Here is a 17,072-nt window from a genome sequence, read left to right on the forward strand (position 1 = left end):
TTCGATTTCACATCAAATCGCGCACATCGGTCAGGCGACCGGTCAGTGCAGCAGCGGCGGCCATGGCAGGCGACACAAGGTGTGTCCGACCTTTATAGCCCTGACGGCCTTCAAAGTTGCGGTTCGAGGTTGACGCGCAACGCTCGTTCTCGCTCAGCTGATCTGGGTTCATCGCCAGACACATCGAACACCCCGCAAGACGCCATTCAAATCCGGCGGCCTCGAAAATCTCGGCCAGACCTTCTTCTTCGGCTTGCGCCCGCACCAGACCAGAGCCCGGAACGATCATGGCGCGCATGCCGTCTTTGATCTTTTTGCCTTTGACCACTTCTGCCACAGCGCGCATGTCCTCGATGCGACCATTGGTGCAAGACCCGATGAACACGGTGTCGATTTCAATCTCGCTGAGTTTCTGACCAGGGGTCAGACCCATATAGTCGATCGAACGACGGGCAGCTTCGATTTTGCCGCCTTCAAAGTCTTCGGGTGCAGGCACAGTTGCGGTGATTGGCAGAACGTCTTCGGGCGAGGTGCCCCATGTGACGCAAGGCTGAATGTCTTCACCTTTCAGGGTGACGACCTTGTCAAAATGTGCGCCTTCGTCGGTAAACAAGGTTTTCCAGTCTTCCAGCGCTTGTTCAAAAGCACCGCCTTTTGGGGCGTGTGCGCGGCCCTTGACGTAGTCAAAGGTGGTCTCGTCCGGTGCGATCAAGCCGGCGCGGGCGCCGCCTTCGATGGCCATGTTGCAGACGGTCATGCGGCCTTCCATGGTCAGATCACGGATGGCTTCACCGCAATATTCAATGACGTAGCCAGTGCCGCCAGCCGTACCGGTTTCACCGATCACGGCCATGGTGATGTCTTTTGCCGTCACACCGGGCTTTAGTTTGCCGGTGATCTCGACCTTCATGTTCTTCGATTTTTTCTGGATCAGCGTTTGCGTCGCCAGAACGTGTTCGACCTCGGATGTGCCGATGCCATGCGCCAACGAACCAAAGGCGCCGTGCGTTGCCGTGTGGCTGTCACCGCACACCACGGTCATGCCGGGCAGGGTCCAGCCCTGTTCCGGGCCGACGATATGCACGATACCCTGACGCACATCAGACATCGGATAGTACTGCAGGCCGAATTCCTTGGCATTGACGTCCAGAGCGTCCACCTGAATGCGGCTCTCTTCGGTCATCTGTGCAGGGTCTTCGCGACCCGCCGTGGTCGGAACGTTGTGATCCGGCACGGCGATGGTTTTTTCGGGCGCGCGCACTTTGCGGCCGGTCATGCGCAGGCCTTCAAAGGCCTGCGGGCTGGTCACTTCGTGCACAAGGTGGCGGTCGATATACAACAGGCAGGTGCCATCGTCGGCTTCGTGGGCAACGTGGGCATCCCAGATTTTATCATAGAGCGTTTTGGGGGACATGGTCCTCTCCCGTGGATGGTCAAAATGAAAGGTTCAGGCAGACAGGGATGGGCAGCCTTACAGGCAGCCAAACACCGAACAGGCTTCGCCGTAGAAGCGTTCGCGCAACCGCGCGCGGTCATCCATGTCGAAAATCCGTGTCATGCAGGGTCAGATATACAGGTTGACTGAGTCTCGCAAGGGAAATGGCCCGAAAATGACTTGTCCTGCAAGGGCCGTGCATGCCACGCTGGCCATGAGGTGGAAGACGAGCATGGAAGAAGAAACGACCCAATCAGAAGAAAGTACAACAACCCTTGAACTGACAGAGAGCCCGGTCGAAGAGGTTGTAAGCCCCGATGCGCAGGAAATTGCCTTGGGCATTTGGGCGCAGATCGAGAATTTTGCAAACGGTCTGCTGCGACCCTGGAACGCCTATCAGGTGGCCATTGCGCTGATGGTTCTGGCGGTGTCGTTGTTGCTCGCCAGACACCTGAAACCCCGTATGTACGAGTGGATGAAAGAGCGCGAAGGCTGGCCGAAATGGCGCTACCGCTATTTGATGACGGCGCATCGCAGGTTGGGGTTGATTATCTTTGTCATCCTGATCTGGTTGGTGGTCTGGACCATGCGCGGTGTTACCTGGCCAAGTCGATCCTACCTTCTGGCCATTCTGGCGAACCTGTCGACCGCATGGCTGATCGTGGCTGTGGTATTGCGCCTGGTAAACAACGCGTTCTTACGATCTTTGCTGCGGTATGGCGCCTGGATCTGGGTGACGGTGTCTATTTTGGGACTGTCCGAAGAGACGATGCAGCTGCTCGACAGTGCCGCCATTGAACTGGGTGACGCACGCATTTCCGTCTGGCTTGCCGTCAAAGCCGTTGTGATGCTGGGGATCACGATCGCAGTGGTGCGGTTCCTGTCTCGCAAAACCTCGGCCACCATCCAAGGCAACGATGCCGTATCACCGACGATGCAGGTTCTGTTTATCAAGATGCTGCAGGTCCTGATGTATGGTCTGGCCTTTGTTGTTGGATTGCGCACGCTGGGGTTTGACTTGCGCGGGCTGGCTGTGTTGTCCGGCTTTATCGGGGTTGGTCTTGGTTTTGGTTTGCAAAAGGTCGTTTCAAACCTCGTGTCCGGCATCATCATTCTTTTGGACAAGTCGATCAAACCCGGCGACGTCATCAGCCTTGGCGAGACCTTTGGCTGGATCAACAGCCTTGGCGCACGCTATGTCAGCGTGGTCACGCGGGATGGTCGTGAATATCTGATCCCCAACGAAGACCTGATTACCGGGCAGGTGGTGAATTGGTCACACACCAACTCTTATGTTCGGTTGGATATCTTCTTTGGCACCGCCTATGGTGATGACCCGCATCTGGTGCGAAAAATTGCCGTTGATGCCGCCAAAAGTGTCGGTCGCGTTCTGACCTATCCCAACACGCCCGTGTGTCACATCGTGGGCTTCGGAGACAGCTCAGTAGACTACATTCTGCGCTTCTGGATCGAAGATCCCACTGCGGGGCTGACCAATATTCGCGGCAATGTTTATCTGGCGCTTTGGGATGCGTTTCAGGACAACAATATCAGCATTCCCTTCCCACAACGCGAGTTGCGGATGCTGGAAGACGATGAAGGGCAGGGTTCAGCCGCCCTTCCTTAAGGCTTCAATCCCAACCCAGATCTTTGCGGGCCTGTTCGTGGCCTAGGTTTCCAGCGGCAAACAGATGGGACAAGGCCTTGGACGGTTCAGCTGTCACGCCTTCTCCGGCCGTGTACATCTGCGACAGCGCGTAATAGGCGCGACCTGACCCCTGTTCGGCCGCCGCCTCATAATGCTGATGCGCATCATAGAAACTGACGTCTCCAAGCGTGCCTTCGCGCATCCAGTCCCCCATGAGCTCTTGGGCCGACAGATATCCGGCGTCAGCTGCGGAATTCATCGCATCATAAGCCAGAACGAGGTCTTGTTTGCCGTCGCCCTGTTGCACCAGAATGCGGGCATAATTGTACCGCGCAGAAAGGCTACCCAAATCAGAGCCGTCGCTGAAGTACGCCCGCGCTTTGTCATGATCCTGATCGGTGTAATCGCCATCCCAATACAAAAGGCCCAAATGGTTAAAGGCCTCGGGATAACCCATGTCGGCTGCATCCTGAAGCACCCAGAGCGCGTCTGGGTTGTCGGCTTTGTCATAAGCGCGACCCAGTTGATACAGCATCCGCACATTGTCCGGCGCCAGATCAAGCGCACGTTCACAGACCTGAACGGCCGCCATCGCGTCAATATCTGCCCAAGCCACACCATCGGTGGGTTGCTGGCTGTCATCTGGATGGCCGACCTCGGCGTCGCACGTGGCTATGGCCTCGTCGGTCTCTTGATTGTTTTCGTTCTGGCTTTCTAAAAAGGCCTCGGCGTGATGAACGATTTCGTCCGTTGCTGCGACCACGTTGCTCAGTGTAAAGCCATGGGTTTCGCCGCCAATGTGGATGGTCCAGTCGGTGGCCGCGCGCAGCATCTGCATCTCGTTTTTGCTCAGTTGAAAGGTCAACGCTTGCTGGGTTTCCCCGGCATCCTGACTGCGCATAAACGCGCCCTCAAGGAACTCTTTGACTTGGATTTTGCCGTTGGCAAGGTGGATGCGCGAGGTGAATTCGTCCACATAATGCTCGGTATCCACTTTGATCATAGCAACCCATTGCTGACCGGCATGTACCCAGTAAAGTGCGGCCAGTTCCCGCTCTGTTTTGGTCGCGGCACCGTAAGCGCCGTCGATATAGAAATTGCTGCCAACCTCGGCATATTCCCATGGCGACGACGCAAGGGCGCTGTTGTCGCATTCTTTCAGTGTTTCACCGGATTGGCGGGCCGCCTCGCAACGGGCCTCGGCCTGTTGTTCATCGCTTTCTGCCTGCAGGACAGAGTGGCCGATATCATCTGCCATCATTTCCAGCATAAAGATTGCCTCTTCTGATCCGGCGTTGGTCATGCGGAAAATGGAAATGCCCAGATCGCTGGAAACAGCCCAGAACCGGGCTGTCTTGGCAGCTTGGACAAAATCTTGGGCAAGGGGGAATGAAAAGACGCTGAACTGGTCTCCGACAAAATTCGTGTACAGGTTCTCGTCACCGGCGTTCAGCTTGTATTTCACCTTTTGGCCATCTGCAGCGCTGAGAACATTGGAAATCGCCGTGTCCTGATCATCCCCGATCAGAACCAGCGTCGCGATCCATTTACCGGTCATCGGATCAATCTTGACCATCAGGGTCTCAGGGCCGTTTTGTATCTGCGCCTTTGGCAGGTTTTCGTCATAGTAGCTATGGTCCGGGTCCAGAACGGTCCACTGGTCGTCTTCGGCCTGGGCAATTCCAGTGAATGCCAACCCAGCCACACAGGCAAAAGTGATGATCTTGGTGAATAGGTTCATAATATGCCTGCCTGTCGAAGGATTGTGGTTTTGAGGGTCGCATTCTTAGCAACAAGTTGCCTGTTTTCAAATGCTCCGTGTTGAATTCGCTTGTTGAGCACAAAGGAATCAGCGAAACGCGACGCTGCACCGCTCTGTGGCCGGATGAACACATCCCCGAGAGGCGGCGTTGAGAATGAATGGTTTCGATGCTATCTTGAAATCATGCCCGGCGTCGGGGCTATGCGGCGCGTTGAAAGGAGGGCAGATCTCTGTCTCTTAATACAGATGTGGCTCAGGCTACTTCCGATCCCGCAAAAAACGGGCCCCGGACCGACGTGACAAGCGAAGAATTGCTTGCGCGTATCTTATCCTCGCTTGAAGAAGACAAAGCTGAAGAGATCGTGCAGGTCGACCTGCGCGGCATATCCGCTATTGGTGATGCCATGGTGATCTGTTCTGGCCGGTCTTCGCGTCAGGTGATCTCGATCGCGGAAAAACTGGTCGATCGGCTTAAGGCCGAATTCGGGCGCTTTTCCAAGATTGAAGGCAAAGAAACCGGCGACTGGGTGCTGATTGATACCGGAGATGTGATTGTTCACGTTTTCCGCCCTGAAGTCAGGGAATTCTATCAGCTCGAGAAAATGTGGTTGCCCGGCGGCGCCACCTGAGTTTTTAAACGGGCCCAACGCCCGGAGAAATGAATGCCGTTACGTGTGCATATCTGCGCCGTTGGCCGGTTACGGTCCGGTCCCGAGCGCGACCTTCTGAATGATTATCTGACACGGTTTGATCGCACCGGGCGGGCCTTGGGCCTGGGCCCGGCGACGGTGCATGAAGTCGAGGATAAGAAAGGCGGCGGTATGTCTGCTGAGGCGGGCTTGCTGTCTGGCGTTATTCCTAAGGGCGCGGTGATCTGCGCGCTGGACGAGCGTGGTAAACTGATATCGTCACCGGAATTCGCCACCACATTAGGCGGATGGCGCGATGATGGTCGCAGCGATCTGGCTTTTGTCATCGGTGGCGCGGATGGGATCGACCCATCGCTGAGGGCACAGGCTGATGCAAAACTGTCTTTTGGTAAGATGGTTTGGCCACATATGCTGGCACGTGTGATGCTAAGTGAGCAATTGTATCGGGCGGCATCAATTCTGTCCGGCGCACCGTATCACCGGGTTTAGGGGCGCGCGGCCCCCCACGCCCTAGGGCGCCCATCCCGGGATATTTTTCCATTTGGAAGAGATTATTGACCAAATCCATCAGTTGGTTCAGCCATGACCATACGGGATTTTGAACCAAACTCGCGTCGCCAGAGCACAAACAGAGTGAGCGATGTCGCGAGAAGGAACGCAATTCCTCCAAACAGCCACGCGGCAGAGGCGAGACCGAAATAGACGGATCGCATCGCCCGGTTAAAGCTGCGCGCGGCGGAGATATTGATCTCAGAAGCTTTACGTGCGCGGGGCTGGGCCGCTGGATCATCCGGGTTGTTAGGAACCGCTGACATAACCACCGAGCAATAGCCAAACAAACGGTGCGCCCAAACAAATTTGAGGAAGGCATTGGCGATAAGAAGGATCACAAGCACCAGCTTGATCTCAAGAACAAAGGCCGGAGAGCGCATCGTCGTGAGGTCTGTGGCAATGCCCGCAAGTTGATCGGGGTTTCCGATCAAAGCCAGCCCGCCACCGATCGCAATCATCGTGGCCGAGGCGAAAAACGCTGTGCCCTGCCGCAGATTCCCGAGAATCTGAGCGTCAAAGACACGCGGTTCACGCGCCACGAATTGAACCATCCACTCTTTGCGGTAGCGGACCATTAAGTTGGAAAGTGACTGGTGGTTTTTGGGCGGGTTCTCAATGACAAAACCAATTCCAAGCCAGCACAGCAGAAAGAATGCGACGGCGAAATAATCCAGCGGTGCAAAAAGCGCGAGGCGGTCGGTCCATATCATAACCTCAATCTAGCGTGAGAAGATGGGACTTGCCAGATGGGTAAATTGGTTATATTTCCTTACCAATCTTCAAAGGTGGAAGTATGCCATGGAAATGCCAGTCCCTGACCAGTCCGTTATCGATCGCAAAGCGCATATCGTGGCGCAGTTGCGCGCCGTACTGCCCGCCGACGCGGTGATCGATGATGAGGCCGAGACCCGTGCCTATGAATGCGATGCACTGACGGCCTATCGCTGCCCGCCCCTCGCGGCTGTCTTGCCGTCTTCAACCGAAGAAGTGTCAGCGGTTCTCAAAATTTGTCATCGCGAAGGTGTTCCGGTGGTGCCGCGCGGAGCGGGAACCTCGCTGGCCGGGGGGGCATTGCCCACGGCGGATTCGGTGATCCTTGGCGTTGCGCGCATGAACGAGGTGCTGGAAACGGATTATGACAACCGGTTTATCCGGGTGCAGACCGGACGCACAAACCTGAGCGTGTCAGGCGCCGTTGAGGAAAACGACTTCTTTTATGCGCCGGACCCGTCGTCGCAACTTGCCTGCGCCATTGCTGGTAATATCGCGATGAATTCAGGTGGGGCGCATTGTCTGAAATATGGCGTTACCACCAACAATCTCATGGGGGTCACCATGGTGATGATGGATGGCGAGATTGTTGAGATTGGCGGCGCGCATCTGGACTCTGGCGGACTGGATCTTTTGGGGCTGATTTGTGGATCAGAAGGGCAACTGGGTGTTGTGACCGAAGCCACTTTGCGGATTTTGCGCAAACCGGAAGGGGCGCGGCCGGTTCTGATGGGCTTTGATAATAACGAGGTCGCGGGCCAATGTGTGAGCGACATCATCAAGGCCGGCATTTTGCCCGTGGCGATCGAGTTCATGGATCGCCCGTGTATTCGTGCAACCGAGGCGTTCGCCGGGGCAGGCTATCCCGACTGCGAGGCGTTGCTGATTGTCGAGGTTGAAGGCAGCGAAGAAGAGATTGCAGCCCAGCTTGACCGGATCATCGCCATTGCCAGGACCCACAATCCGGTAGAGCTGCGTGAAAGTGCGTCCGCTGAAGAAAGCGCCAAGATTTGGCTGGGCCGCAAATCGGCCTTTGGCGCGATGGGGCAGATCAACGATTACATGTGTCTTGATGGCACAATCCCGGTATCGCAACTGCCGTTTGTACTGCGCCGTATTGGCGAGATGAGCAAGGAGTACGGGCTGGACGTGGGCAATGTGTTCCACGCAGGTGACGGAAATATGCACCCGCTGATCCTGTTTGATGCCAACAAACCTGGCGATCTGGAACTGTGCGAAGCCTTTGGGGCGGATATCCTTAAACTTTGCGTGGAAGTGGGGGGATGCCTGACCGGGGAACATGGCGTCGGCATCGAAAAGCGTGACCTGATGGTCGATCAATACGCGCCCGAAGATCTGGAAATTCAGATGGCGGTGAAGGATATCTTTGATCCCAAATGGCTTTTGAACCCGGCCAAAGTGTTTCCCTTAGCATCGAGCGACACCCGTCGGATGGCGGCTGAGTAGGGGCGTTGCCCTTTCGGCCGGATGGCCCCACCCCCAGAGTACTTTGAAAAGATGACAATCATGAAACCTGAGAATGAAGCGGCTCTGGCCGAGATGGTGAAAACGGCCCAGGGGCCGATACGGATTTTTGGCGGTGGCACGCGCGACATTGGCGGGCCCACCGAGGGCGAGGTTCTGTCAGTGGCGGGATTGTCCGGTGTGTCGCTTTATGAACCCGGCGCACTGACATTGGTGGCGCAGGCGGGCACGCCGGTGGCCGAGATTGAAAGCGTGTTGGCCGCAGAAAGTCAGCGTTTGGCGTTTGAGCCGATGGATCACCGCGCACTGTTGGGCACCTCCGGCACGCCGACCATTGGCGGGGTTGTGGCCGCGAATGTCTCAGGGCCGCGACGCATTCAGGTTGGCGCCTGCCGGGATTCCCTGTTGGGGGTTCGGTTCGTTGATGGGCAGGGCCGTATCCTGAAAAATGGCGGGCGGGTCATGAAAAACGTCACTGGCTATGATCTGGTGAAACTGATGGCCGGGTCGTGGGGCACGTTGGGTGTGCTCAGCGAAGTGTCGCTGAAGGTGCAGGCGGTGCCTGAGGCATCGGCCTGTGTGTTGCTCTATGGTCTGGAAGAGACCGCCGCAGTCGACGCCATGAGCGCGGCACTTGGCTCTCCCTATGACATTAGCGGCGCGGCGCATGCGCCGATTGGGATCGACGGGCATTCCGCTACGATGATCCGAATTGAAGGGCTTGAAGCTTCGGTGGCCTATCGCGTTGAGAAACTAAAGGCGCTGTTTGCCGGAGCCGGCGCGGAGATTCATGTTGAGCGTGCGCCACAGAATGTTGCAGCGGGCTGGTCTTGGGTGCGCGATGTTGCCTTGATGCAAGGTGGAAGCGGGGATGTGTGGCGGTTGTCAGTCAAGCCGTCGGACGCGCCGGGTTTGGTGGCGCGTTTGCGCGAAGAACACCCTGATATCAAAGTGCTTTATGACTGGGGTGGCGGGCTGGTTTGGATTGAGACGCCAGCCGGACGCGATCTGCGCACCACAGGTTTTGCGGGGCACGCGACGTTGATCCGGGCCTCAGAAGAAACGCGCCGGACGCTCCGGACATTTCACCCTGAACCCACGCCAATTGCGGCAATCACCAAGGGACTTCGGGCCAGGTTTGACCCGCGCGGCATCTTTAATCCGGGATTGATGGGGTAAACCATGCAAACGATGTTCACCGAAAAACAATTGCAGGACACCGGTATTCAGCGGGCCAATGAAATCTTGCGCGCCTGTGTGCATTGCGGATTTTGCACGGCGACCTGTCCCACCTACCAAATTCTTGGGGATGAGTTGGACAGCCCCCGAGGCCGGATTTATCAGATCAAGGATATGCTTGAGAACGAACGCGTTCCTGACCCCAAAACCGTGATGCATATCGACCGATGTCTGTCCTGTCTGGCCTGCATGACCACCTGTCCATCAGGGGTGCATTACATGCATCTGGTGGATCAGGCCCGCGAATATATCGAAGGCAAATACAAACGCCCCTTAATGGACCGGGTGCTGCGCTGGACGCTGGCGCGTATTCTGCCCTATCCGATGCGGTTTCGGCTGGCTTTGCTTGGTGCGAAAATCGGCCGCCCCTTTGCACGGCTGATGCCAGACGCGCGACTCAAAGCGATGCTCGAAATGGCGCCCCGGCACATCCCCCCCGTTAGCCGCAATGACGATCCACAAAGCTTTGCGCCCGAAACCCCGCAAAAGATGCGTGTCGCGTTGATGACGGGCTGTGCGCAAAAGGCGCTTAACACGGATATCAACGATGCCACGATCCGGCTGCTGACCCGGTTAGGGTGTGAGGTCGTGGTGGCCAAAGGGGCGGGGTGCTGCGGGGCGCTCACCCATCACATGGGCAAGACCGAGGAAAGCCACGCAACGGCTGCGAAAAACATCAAAGCCTGGTGTCATGAGATGGATGACAAAGGGCTTGATGCGATTGTCATCAACACGTCCGGTTGCGGCACCACGGTCAAGGATTATGGCTATATGTTCCGCCATGAGGCCCTGGCTGCGGACGCCAAAAGGATCAGTGACATCGCCATGGACGTCTCGGAATTGTTGATGAAACTCGACCTGCCCGAAGGTGAGGACAAAGAAACCGTTGTGGCCTATCACGCGGCCTGTTCGCTACAACATGGCCAACAGATCAAAACCTTTCCCAAGGACCTGTTGAAATGCGCAGGATTCACCGTTGTTGAACCGGCTGACAGCCATCTGTGTTGCGGGTCGGCGGGCACATACAACCTGATGCAGCCCGAGATTTCGGGAAAGCTGAAGGCGCGCAAAGTGCGTACGCTTGAGGCGAAGAACCCCGACATCATTGCGGCCGGCAACATTGGTTGCATGATGCAGATCGGTGGAGGGACTGAGGTGCCGATTGTGCACACGGTTGAGCTGTTGGATTGGGCCACCGGAGGCCCACAACCACCTGCGCTGACCGCCGAGGGGAAACGCGCGCCAGAGATTCCAATCCTGCGCTAAGGCCAGTGTTTCTAAGCCCACCAATTTCGTTTTCTTGCCCTAGTTTTGCCTTGCACGATTGCTATGCACGGGTCAGGTAAAATATGGGGCATCTATGGTGCATTTGGTAAAAACACTTGTTTTCAGCTTGTTAATGGCTGGGTCTGCCTTGGCGGGCGACAGTGAATTGCGCCGTATGGACACGGGTGATCAGGCGCAAGGCTGGGAAGCGGTCGGACGGCTAGAGTTGAATGGCAGCCGATTTTGCACTGGTGCATTAATCGCCCATGACCTTGTTCTCACGGCCGCCCATTGCCTTTATGACAAGACCACGGGCCAACGGCTGAATGTTGAAGAGATTGAATTTCGGGCCGGGTGGCGCAATGGTCGCGCCGAAGCCTATCGGGGGGTGCGCCGCGCGGTGCAGCATCCCGATTACCAGTTTGGTGCGGAAACGGGGCCCCTTCGGGTTGTCAACGATATGGCGATCCTGCAATTGCACCACCCCATTCGCAACACCACAGTAACGCCGTTTGAGATGTCCGGCCAATTGCGCGACGGCAGTCGGGTGGGGGTTGTGTCTTATGGCAAAGATCGGGCTGACGCGCCCTCGTTTCAGCAAATGTGCTCGGTTCTGGGGCGTCAAAGCGGTGTCTATATTCTCACTTGTGACGTGGACTATGGAAGCAGCGGTTCGCCTGTGTTTTCCTTTGAAAACGGTGAAGCGCGGATTGTTTCGGTGGTGTCTGCCAAAGCCACCTATGAACAGGAAAATGTGGCTCTGGGCGCAGTTCTTGAAGGACCGTTCGAGCAACTGATGGCTGAACTGGACGCCGATCCGCAATTGCCCGCGGTGCGTCGTTTGCCATCAACATCGGATCAAAACCGGTCCGGTGCAAAATTTGTGCGCCCATGACTGTGTTGAAACGCATAGCCTTTTCAGCGCTGTTTGCGATTGTGGCATGGCCGTTGTCCGCAGGCAGCGAACATTTGGCATTGCGCACACGCGGCGAATTGCTGGGCTGGGAGGCTGTTGGTCGTATTGAGCTGGACAACAAAGGGTTTTGCACGGGTGTTCTGATTTCTGCCCGGCTTGTTCTGACTGCAGCGCATTGCGTGTTTGACCGGGCCAGCGCCAAACCGATAGCGCCAGAGAAACTCAGGTTTCAGGCTGGGTATGTTGCGGGAAATTCACTCGCTGACCGGAAAGTAGACCGGGTGATCGTGGATGCAGCGTATAAGCCCAGTACAAATGGCATGATCAGCGGTAGAATGCTGATGAACGATGTGGCGCTACTGCGGCTCGAATTTCCAATTTCCACAAGCGAAGCCGATCCCTTTGCGATCTATTCTGACCCCAAACCGGGTGATCGAGTATCCGTGCTCAGCTATGGAAAAGGGCGCAGTGAACATCTTTCATGGCAGAAATCCTGTTCTGTTTTGCGTCGCGTTCGCGGTGCCATGACGTTTGATTGTGATGTGACCTACGGCTCATCCGGAGCGCCGGTGTTTGTGCGCTACGGCAACCGGGTGCGCATTTTGTCGCTGATCTCGGCGATCGGGCAAGATCAAAACGGCAATCACGAGGCCTACGGCATGGAACTACCGGGTAAAGTGGCCACCATGAAACAACGTATGCACAACGGTGATCTGCCGTCTGTCCGCGTTGGAACAGGGGCGAAACGTGTGACTGTTGGTAAGCGTTCCAGCTCTTCCGGCGCGAAATTTGTGCAGGTTGACTAAGTCCACCTTCGCCCCCTTGAAATCCACAAATACCATCCACACCTATGGTTTATCGGGACGCCAATGATTGGGTCCCGGGATGAACTGCCTGTCCGTTTGGAAGGCGAATTGTTGTCGCTCATGATGGAGGATAACCCATGAGAAGTTTTGATTTTGCACCCCTGTACCGTTCTTCGGTCGGCTTTGACCAACTGGCCAATATGATGGACCGTGTGCTGACCAATGATGGCGCACAAGTCAGCTACCCCCCTTACAACATTGAAAAAACTGCCGAAGATGCCTATCGCATCTCAATCGCGGTGGCCGGGTTTTCAGACGATGACCTTGGCATCGAGGTCAAGGAAAACGCGTTGATTGTGACCGCTCGCAAAGCGGACGAAACCGACGAGAAAACCTATCTGCACCGTGGCATTGCCACCCGCGCATTCGAGCGCCGCTTTCACCTTGCCGACCATGTGCGCGTGACGGGCGCGAGCCATGCCGACGGCATGCTGCACATCGATCTGGAACGCGAAATTCCTGAAGCGCTGAAGCCGCGCCGGATTGAGATTGCCAGTGGCAAGCAGATCGAAAAAGACGTGGTTGACGCCAAGGCCGTTAACTAAGACGTCGAAAACGTTTGTTTCGCTTGATACGACCCCCGGTTGCTTTGCAGCCGGGGGTTTTGTTTTGCCCTCATAAGCTTGCTATCCCAGCGCGCGTCACCCAAAGTCCGCAGGTTGTATCACCCCAAAGGACGAGTGCTTGAATTTCGCTGCGCTGAAATCGCCCAACTTCCGCACATACATCAGCGGCAGCTTTATGGGGCTTCTGTCGCTTTGGATGCAGCGTGTCACCAGCGGGTGGCTGGCATGGGATTTGACCAACTCGGCCAGCTTTGTTGGCCTGGTGGCCTTGCTGCAGTTCGCCCCGGCAATCCTGCTATCACCCTTGTTTGGGGTCTGGGCGGATCGGCTGAACGTCAAGCGGTCTGCGGTGACGGTTCAGTCGTTGAACTGCCTGATCGCTGTCGCCTTTTTTGCGGTCGCTGCATTGGGTTGGCTGACGCCGTTTTGGATGGGGGTCTTATCGCTGGCCTCAGGTATCGCCGCCGCAGCCAGCCATCCGGTGCGCATGTCACTTACCCCTCGTTTGGTTGAGCGCGACCTGATTGGCTCGGTGGTCAATATCGTGGCCATCAACTTTAACGTGGCGCGTATGCTTGGCCCTGCTTTGGGAGGGCTGTCGATTGGTGTGTTCGGTGTCACCGTGACCCTGTTCATTCAGGCCCTTCTTTATGTGCCATATGTCTATGTTCTCACCCGGCTGACGTTGCGCCCGCGCCGCGACACAGGTTCAGCAAGCGAGCCGTTCTTTCACGCACTTGCAGCCGGATTTCGCCATGTCTGGACAACTCCGGTGATCTGGCGGGCGATGGTGATCGTTGCGGTGCTGTCACTTGTGGCGCGTGGCACGTTGGAAATCCTGCCGCCCTTGGCTGACGGCATTTTCGACCGGGGCGCAAGCGGGCTTGGCGTCTTGCTGTCTGCAACGGGTGCCGGGGCGATCATCGGTGGTGTTTTCAAAGGCTTCCTGCCGCCGCAGGAACCTGAACGAATTCCGCGTCTTTCCTTGGCTTTTGTTCTGTTGGGGCTTGGCCTTGTGCCGGTTCTGGGGGCCGTGCGCATCTGGGAGGTGGCCCTGATTGTCGTCGCCGGTATGGCCTTTGTCACCACCCTCACGGCAATTTCCATGCAAACCGCCATTCAAATTGTTCTTGAGGACGACATGCGTGGCCGGGTGATGAGCCTGTGGGCGGTTGTTGCCGCAGGTGGTTCGGCGTTGGGCGCGGGTATTCTGGGGGTTCTGGCTGACGTTCTGGGATACGAGCTGACCCTGTTCTGGGCGGGCAGTGGTGCTGCTGTGTGCCTGACCGCTTATTTTGTGTATATCTTCGCCCAAAGATAACGGCGCGCCAGATCACTGACGCACCGTCTCTGCTCGGGGTTGTCCGCTATTATTGCGCGCTCAGGCTTTGCGCCAAACGCATCAGCTGTACGGCCTCTGCCCGATATCCATAAGCATCCGTTCCACGCGCCCCATTGGCCAGCGCGATGGCGTCCCCCCAGCTCCAATCGCCCAGATATTTGTCGTCCTTCAGCAACTGACCAAATCCGGCGATGGCTGCGGCGAACTGCATTTCTGCGCTCGCCTCGCCTGAGGCTATAATCGGGGTTTCGATCAACTGGCTGCTGTCTGCGCCGGGCTCTTTATAGCGCAGTTTGAGAAAGCCCAATTCGTTCGAACCATCGCCGTCTTCCTGCGCTCCATAGCGCAGCGGATCCGTCAGCCTCGCCTCCGAATCCACCGGGGTAATCTCATACAAGGCCGTAACAGAATGGCCTGCACCAATTTCACCCGCATCAACCTTATCGTTGTTAAAGTCTTCGCGGTTCAACATGCGGGTTTCATAGCCAATCAACCGGTATTCCGCGACCTGCGCCGGGTTGAATTCCACCTGAATTTTCACGTCATTGGCAATTGGGAACAATGCGCCGGTCAACTGATCCACCAGCACCTTTTGGGCCTCGTTCAGCGTATCAATATAGGCCGCCTGACCATTGCCGTTCTGCGCCAGAGCCTGCATGGTGGCGTCATCCAGATTGCCACGCCCAAAGCCCAGCACAGACAGATACGTCCCGCTGTCGCGCTTGCCGGCGATAAAGTCTTTCAACGCATCCGGATCAGACAGACCCACATTAAAATCCCCATCTGTCGCTAGGATCACACGGCTGACCTCACCGTCTTCGGCCATGGCTTCGGCGGTGGCATAGGCCTGCTGCAATCCGGCCTGTCCTGCCGTCGATCCACCTGCGTCCAATTGGTTTAAAGATGCCAGAATAGTGGCGCGATCGCTTGCAGGTGTTGGGGCCAGAACCTGACCCGCAGAGCCCGCATAAGTCACAATCGCCACGCTGTCCTCTGCCCGCAGTTCCGACAACATCAGTGCAAAGCTTTGCTTCAACAAAGGCAATTTGTCGGGGTTGTTCATGCTGCCGGAGGTGTCGATCAGAAACACGAGGTTCAACGGCGGACGATCCTCGACTGCAGGCATCTGGCCTTGCAGGCCGATATGCACCAGTTGCGTGCCCGCGTTCCACGGGGTCTGGAAGGTTGTGACATGGGTGGCAAACGGGGCCTCGCCATGGGCGGGGGCCGCATAATCATACGGGAAATAATTCACCATTTCTTCGACCCGCACGGCATCAGCGTTTGGCAGATACCCGTTTTCAATGGAATTGCGCACGATGCCATACGCTGCCGTATCAACGTCGATTGAAAATGTGGAAACCGGCTCTTCGGCTGTGACTTTAAGCGGATTACTGTCGGCCTCGGGAAAGGCTTCGGTGTTGCCTTCTTGTGGGGCCATGATGGGCTCAGGCGATGGCGCAGGTTGGGCATAGCCCAAGGCAACCTCAGCCTGCGGGGCGGCCAGCCGGGCAATCGGGGCGTCGGCCGATTGGACACGTTGTTTGCTCAGGCGCTCTTCCTTGACGGCCATGTCGGCCAGATCGGCGGCCACGACTTCTTCAGCTTCCAGAACGACCACGTCACGCTCAGTGCGTATCAGATCATCCAGACCGGGCGCCTGGTTCAGGCTTGGCAGATACACAATCATACCCACCGCGACCATGGCGGTGGTGGCGGTCAGGGCGGCTTTGGCGGGGAAGGTTTGCAACATCTCAATAACTCCTCTGAACAAGCCCCGTTTCGGGGCATCAGAGGTAAGACGTGTCTCATCCGTCGATCCTTGGCGCTGATCGAAGTTTTTTTGCGCCAACGCCAGATTTTCTGCCTTACGCGACCCATCCGGAGCCGGAGTTGCAGCCGTCATCGCCGCCTTGAGGTCATCAAGATCGAAATCATCGCTCATGCGTTTTCCTCCTTTTCTTTTAAATCTTTGAGGCGTTTCTTCGCCTCGGAAACGCGCCAACTCACTGTGCCTTCAGAAACATCCAAAACCTCGCCAACTTCTGCATGGGTCATGTCATCCAACACCAACGCCAGCGTGTCGCGCAGATCCTCGGGCAGGGCTCTCATGGCGCGGGTCAGCCAATCAATCCGCTCGGCGGTTTCCGCATTGGCCGCTTGACGCGACAGCTCCCAATCGCCCCAACCATCGGCGGCTCTGGCATGGCTGGCCTGACGGCGGCGGCGATCATGGGCGGCATTGACCACCACGCGATAGAGCCATGTGGTAAACTGCGCGTGCCCATCAAAGCGGGTCAGCTTTGCAGGCAGGGCGGCACAGATATCTTGTGTCAGGTCCTCGGCCTCGGCGCGCAATCCGCTCATGCGAAAGGCCAGTGCAAAAACCCGGTCATAATGGCGCGCAAGCAAGGTGGCAAAGGCATCGCCATCACCCAATGCGGCCTGTTTGGCCAGTCTCTGGTCACTTGGTTCCATCTGCATCTTGGGTATAGGACGCAGCCCAAAGGTCAATCCTTGGCAAGACTTTGAACTTTTTTGCAAAGAAAAAGGGGCGCCTCAAAAAGCGCCCCT

The 17,072-nt window shown here is 56.8% G+C and carries 15 protein-coding genes; 10 read left to right on the top strand and 5 right to left on the bottom strand.

What is annotated here, in order from left to right:
* Window positions 1-7: 7 nt before the first annotated feature.
* Window positions 8-1,414 (bottom strand): 3-isopropylmalate dehydratase large subunit, encoded by a 1,407-nt coding sequence (leuC, locus tag BUC32_RS00940; protein ID WP_073248459.1) that lies wholly within the window; start codon window positions 1,412-1,414, stop codon window positions 8-10.
* A 253-nt stretch (window positions 1,415-1,667) separates the two neighbouring features.
* On the opposite strand from leuC, the gene BUC32_RS00945 reads away from it, so the two are divergent.
* Window positions 1,668-3,062 (top strand): mechanosensitive ion channel family protein, encoded by a 1,395-nt coding sequence (locus tag BUC32_RS00945; RefSeq protein WP_083599190.1) that lies wholly within the window; start codon window positions 1,668-1,670, stop codon window positions 3,060-3,062.
* Window positions 3,063-3,066: 4 nt separating this feature from the next.
* Here the strand turns inward: BUC32_RS00945 and BUC32_RS00950 are convergent, their stop codons facing one another.
* Window positions 3,067-4,824, bottom strand: coding sequence for a tetratricopeptide repeat protein (locus tag BUC32_RS00950; RefSeq protein WP_073248460.1), 1,758 nt, complete (start codon window positions 4,822-4,824; stop codon window positions 3,067-3,069).
* Between the two features lie 317 nt (window positions 4,825-5,141).
* On the opposite strand from BUC32_RS00950, the gene rsfS reads away from it, so the two are divergent.
* Window positions 5,142-5,474 carry a ribosome silencing factor gene (gene rsfS / locus BUC32_RS00955; protein WP_139280601.1) on the top strand — a complete coding sequence of 111 codons (333 nt, stop codon included), beginning with the start codon at window positions 5,142-5,144 and terminating at the stop codon, window positions 5,472-5,474.
* 33 nt (window positions 5,475-5,507) lie between these two features.
* Window positions 5,508-5,984, top strand: coding sequence for a 23S rRNA (pseudouridine(1915)-N(3))-methyltransferase RlmH (gene rlmH, locus BUC32_RS00960; RefSeq protein WP_073248465.1), 477 nt, complete (start codon window positions 5,508-5,510; stop codon window positions 5,982-5,984).
* 62 nt (window positions 5,985-6,046) lie between these two features.
* Here rlmH and BUC32_RS00965 read toward each other — a convergent pair whose 3' ends face one another.
* Window positions 6,047-6,757, bottom strand: coding sequence for a DUF599 domain-containing protein (locus BUC32_RS00965; protein WP_073248467.1), 711 nt, complete (start codon window positions 6,755-6,757; stop codon window positions 6,047-6,049).
* A gap of 88 nt (window positions 6,758-6,845) precedes the next feature.
* Between BUC32_RS00965 and BUC32_RS00970 the strand changes: the two genes are divergently transcribed.
* The 7 genes from BUC32_RS00970 to BUC32_RS01000 all read left to right on the top strand — a co-directional run bounded on the left by BUC32_RS00970 (window position 6,846) and on the right by BUC32_RS01000 (window position 14,477).
* Window positions 6,846-8,285, top strand: a complete 1,440-nt coding sequence (locus tag BUC32_RS00970) for an FAD-linked oxidase C-terminal domain-containing protein (RefSeq protein ID WP_073248469.1) — start codon at window positions 6,846-6,848, stop codon at window positions 8,283-8,285.
* Window positions 8,286-8,345: 60 nt separating this feature from the next.
* Window positions 8,346-9,482, top strand: coding sequence for an FAD-binding protein (locus BUC32_RS00975; protein WP_073248707.1), 1,137 nt, complete (start codon window positions 8,346-8,348; stop codon window positions 9,480-9,482).
* Window positions 9,483-9,485: 3 nt separating this feature from the next.
* On the top strand, window positions 9,486-10,808 hold the full coding sequence (gene glcF, locus BUC32_RS00980) for a glycolate oxidase subunit GlcF (RefSeq protein WP_073248470.1): 1,323 nt from the start codon (window positions 9,486-9,488) through the stop codon (window positions 10,806-10,808).
* Window positions 10,809-10,902: 94 nt separating this feature from the next.
* Entirely contained in the window at window positions 10,903-11,703 is an 801-nt protein-coding gene (locus tag BUC32_RS00985) for a trypsin-like serine peptidase (RefSeq protein ID WP_073248471.1), read from the top strand.
* On the top strand, window positions 11,700-12,530 hold the full coding sequence (locus tag BUC32_RS00990; RefSeq protein WP_073248472.1) for a trypsin-like serine peptidase: 831 nt from the start codon (window positions 11,700-11,702) through the stop codon (window positions 12,528-12,530). Before BUC32_RS00985 ends, BUC32_RS00990 begins: the two co-directional genes overlap by 4 nt.
* 137 nt (window positions 12,531-12,667) lie before the next feature.
* On the top strand, window positions 12,668-13,135 hold the full coding sequence (locus tag BUC32_RS00995) for an Hsp20 family protein (protein ID WP_073248473.1): 468 nt from the start codon (window positions 12,668-12,670) through the stop codon (window positions 13,133-13,135).
* Window positions 13,136-13,274: 139 nt separating this feature from the next.
* The gene (locus BUC32_RS01000) at window positions 13,275-14,477 is read left to right on the top strand and encodes an MFS transporter (RefSeq protein ID WP_073248474.1); all 1,203 of its coding nucleotides are present in this window, start codon (window positions 13,275-13,277) and stop codon (window positions 14,475-14,477) included.
* A gap of 49 nt (window positions 14,478-14,526) precedes the next feature.
* Here BUC32_RS01000 and BUC32_RS01005 read toward each other — a convergent pair whose 3' ends face one another.
* Together BUC32_RS01005 and BUC32_RS01010 are read right to left on the bottom strand one after the other, a co-directional pair.
* Window positions 14,527-16,443, bottom strand: a complete 1,917-nt coding sequence (locus tag BUC32_RS01005) for a vWA domain-containing protein (protein WP_073248476.1) — start codon at window positions 16,441-16,443, stop codon at window positions 14,527-14,529.
* Window positions 16,440-16,976, bottom strand: coding sequence for an RNA polymerase sigma factor (locus tag BUC32_RS01010; RefSeq protein WP_073248709.1), 537 nt, complete (start codon window positions 16,974-16,976; stop codon window positions 16,440-16,442). The genes BUC32_RS01005 and BUC32_RS01010 overlap by 4 nt, the downstream gene beginning before the upstream one ends.
* Between the last annotated feature and the right edge of the window lie 96 nt (window positions 16,977-17,072).

Source organism: Shimia gijangensis (assembly GCF_900142085.1).
Lineage (GTDB): Bacteria > Pseudomonadota > Alphaproteobacteria > Rhodobacterales > Rhodobacteraceae > Shimia > Shimia gijangensis.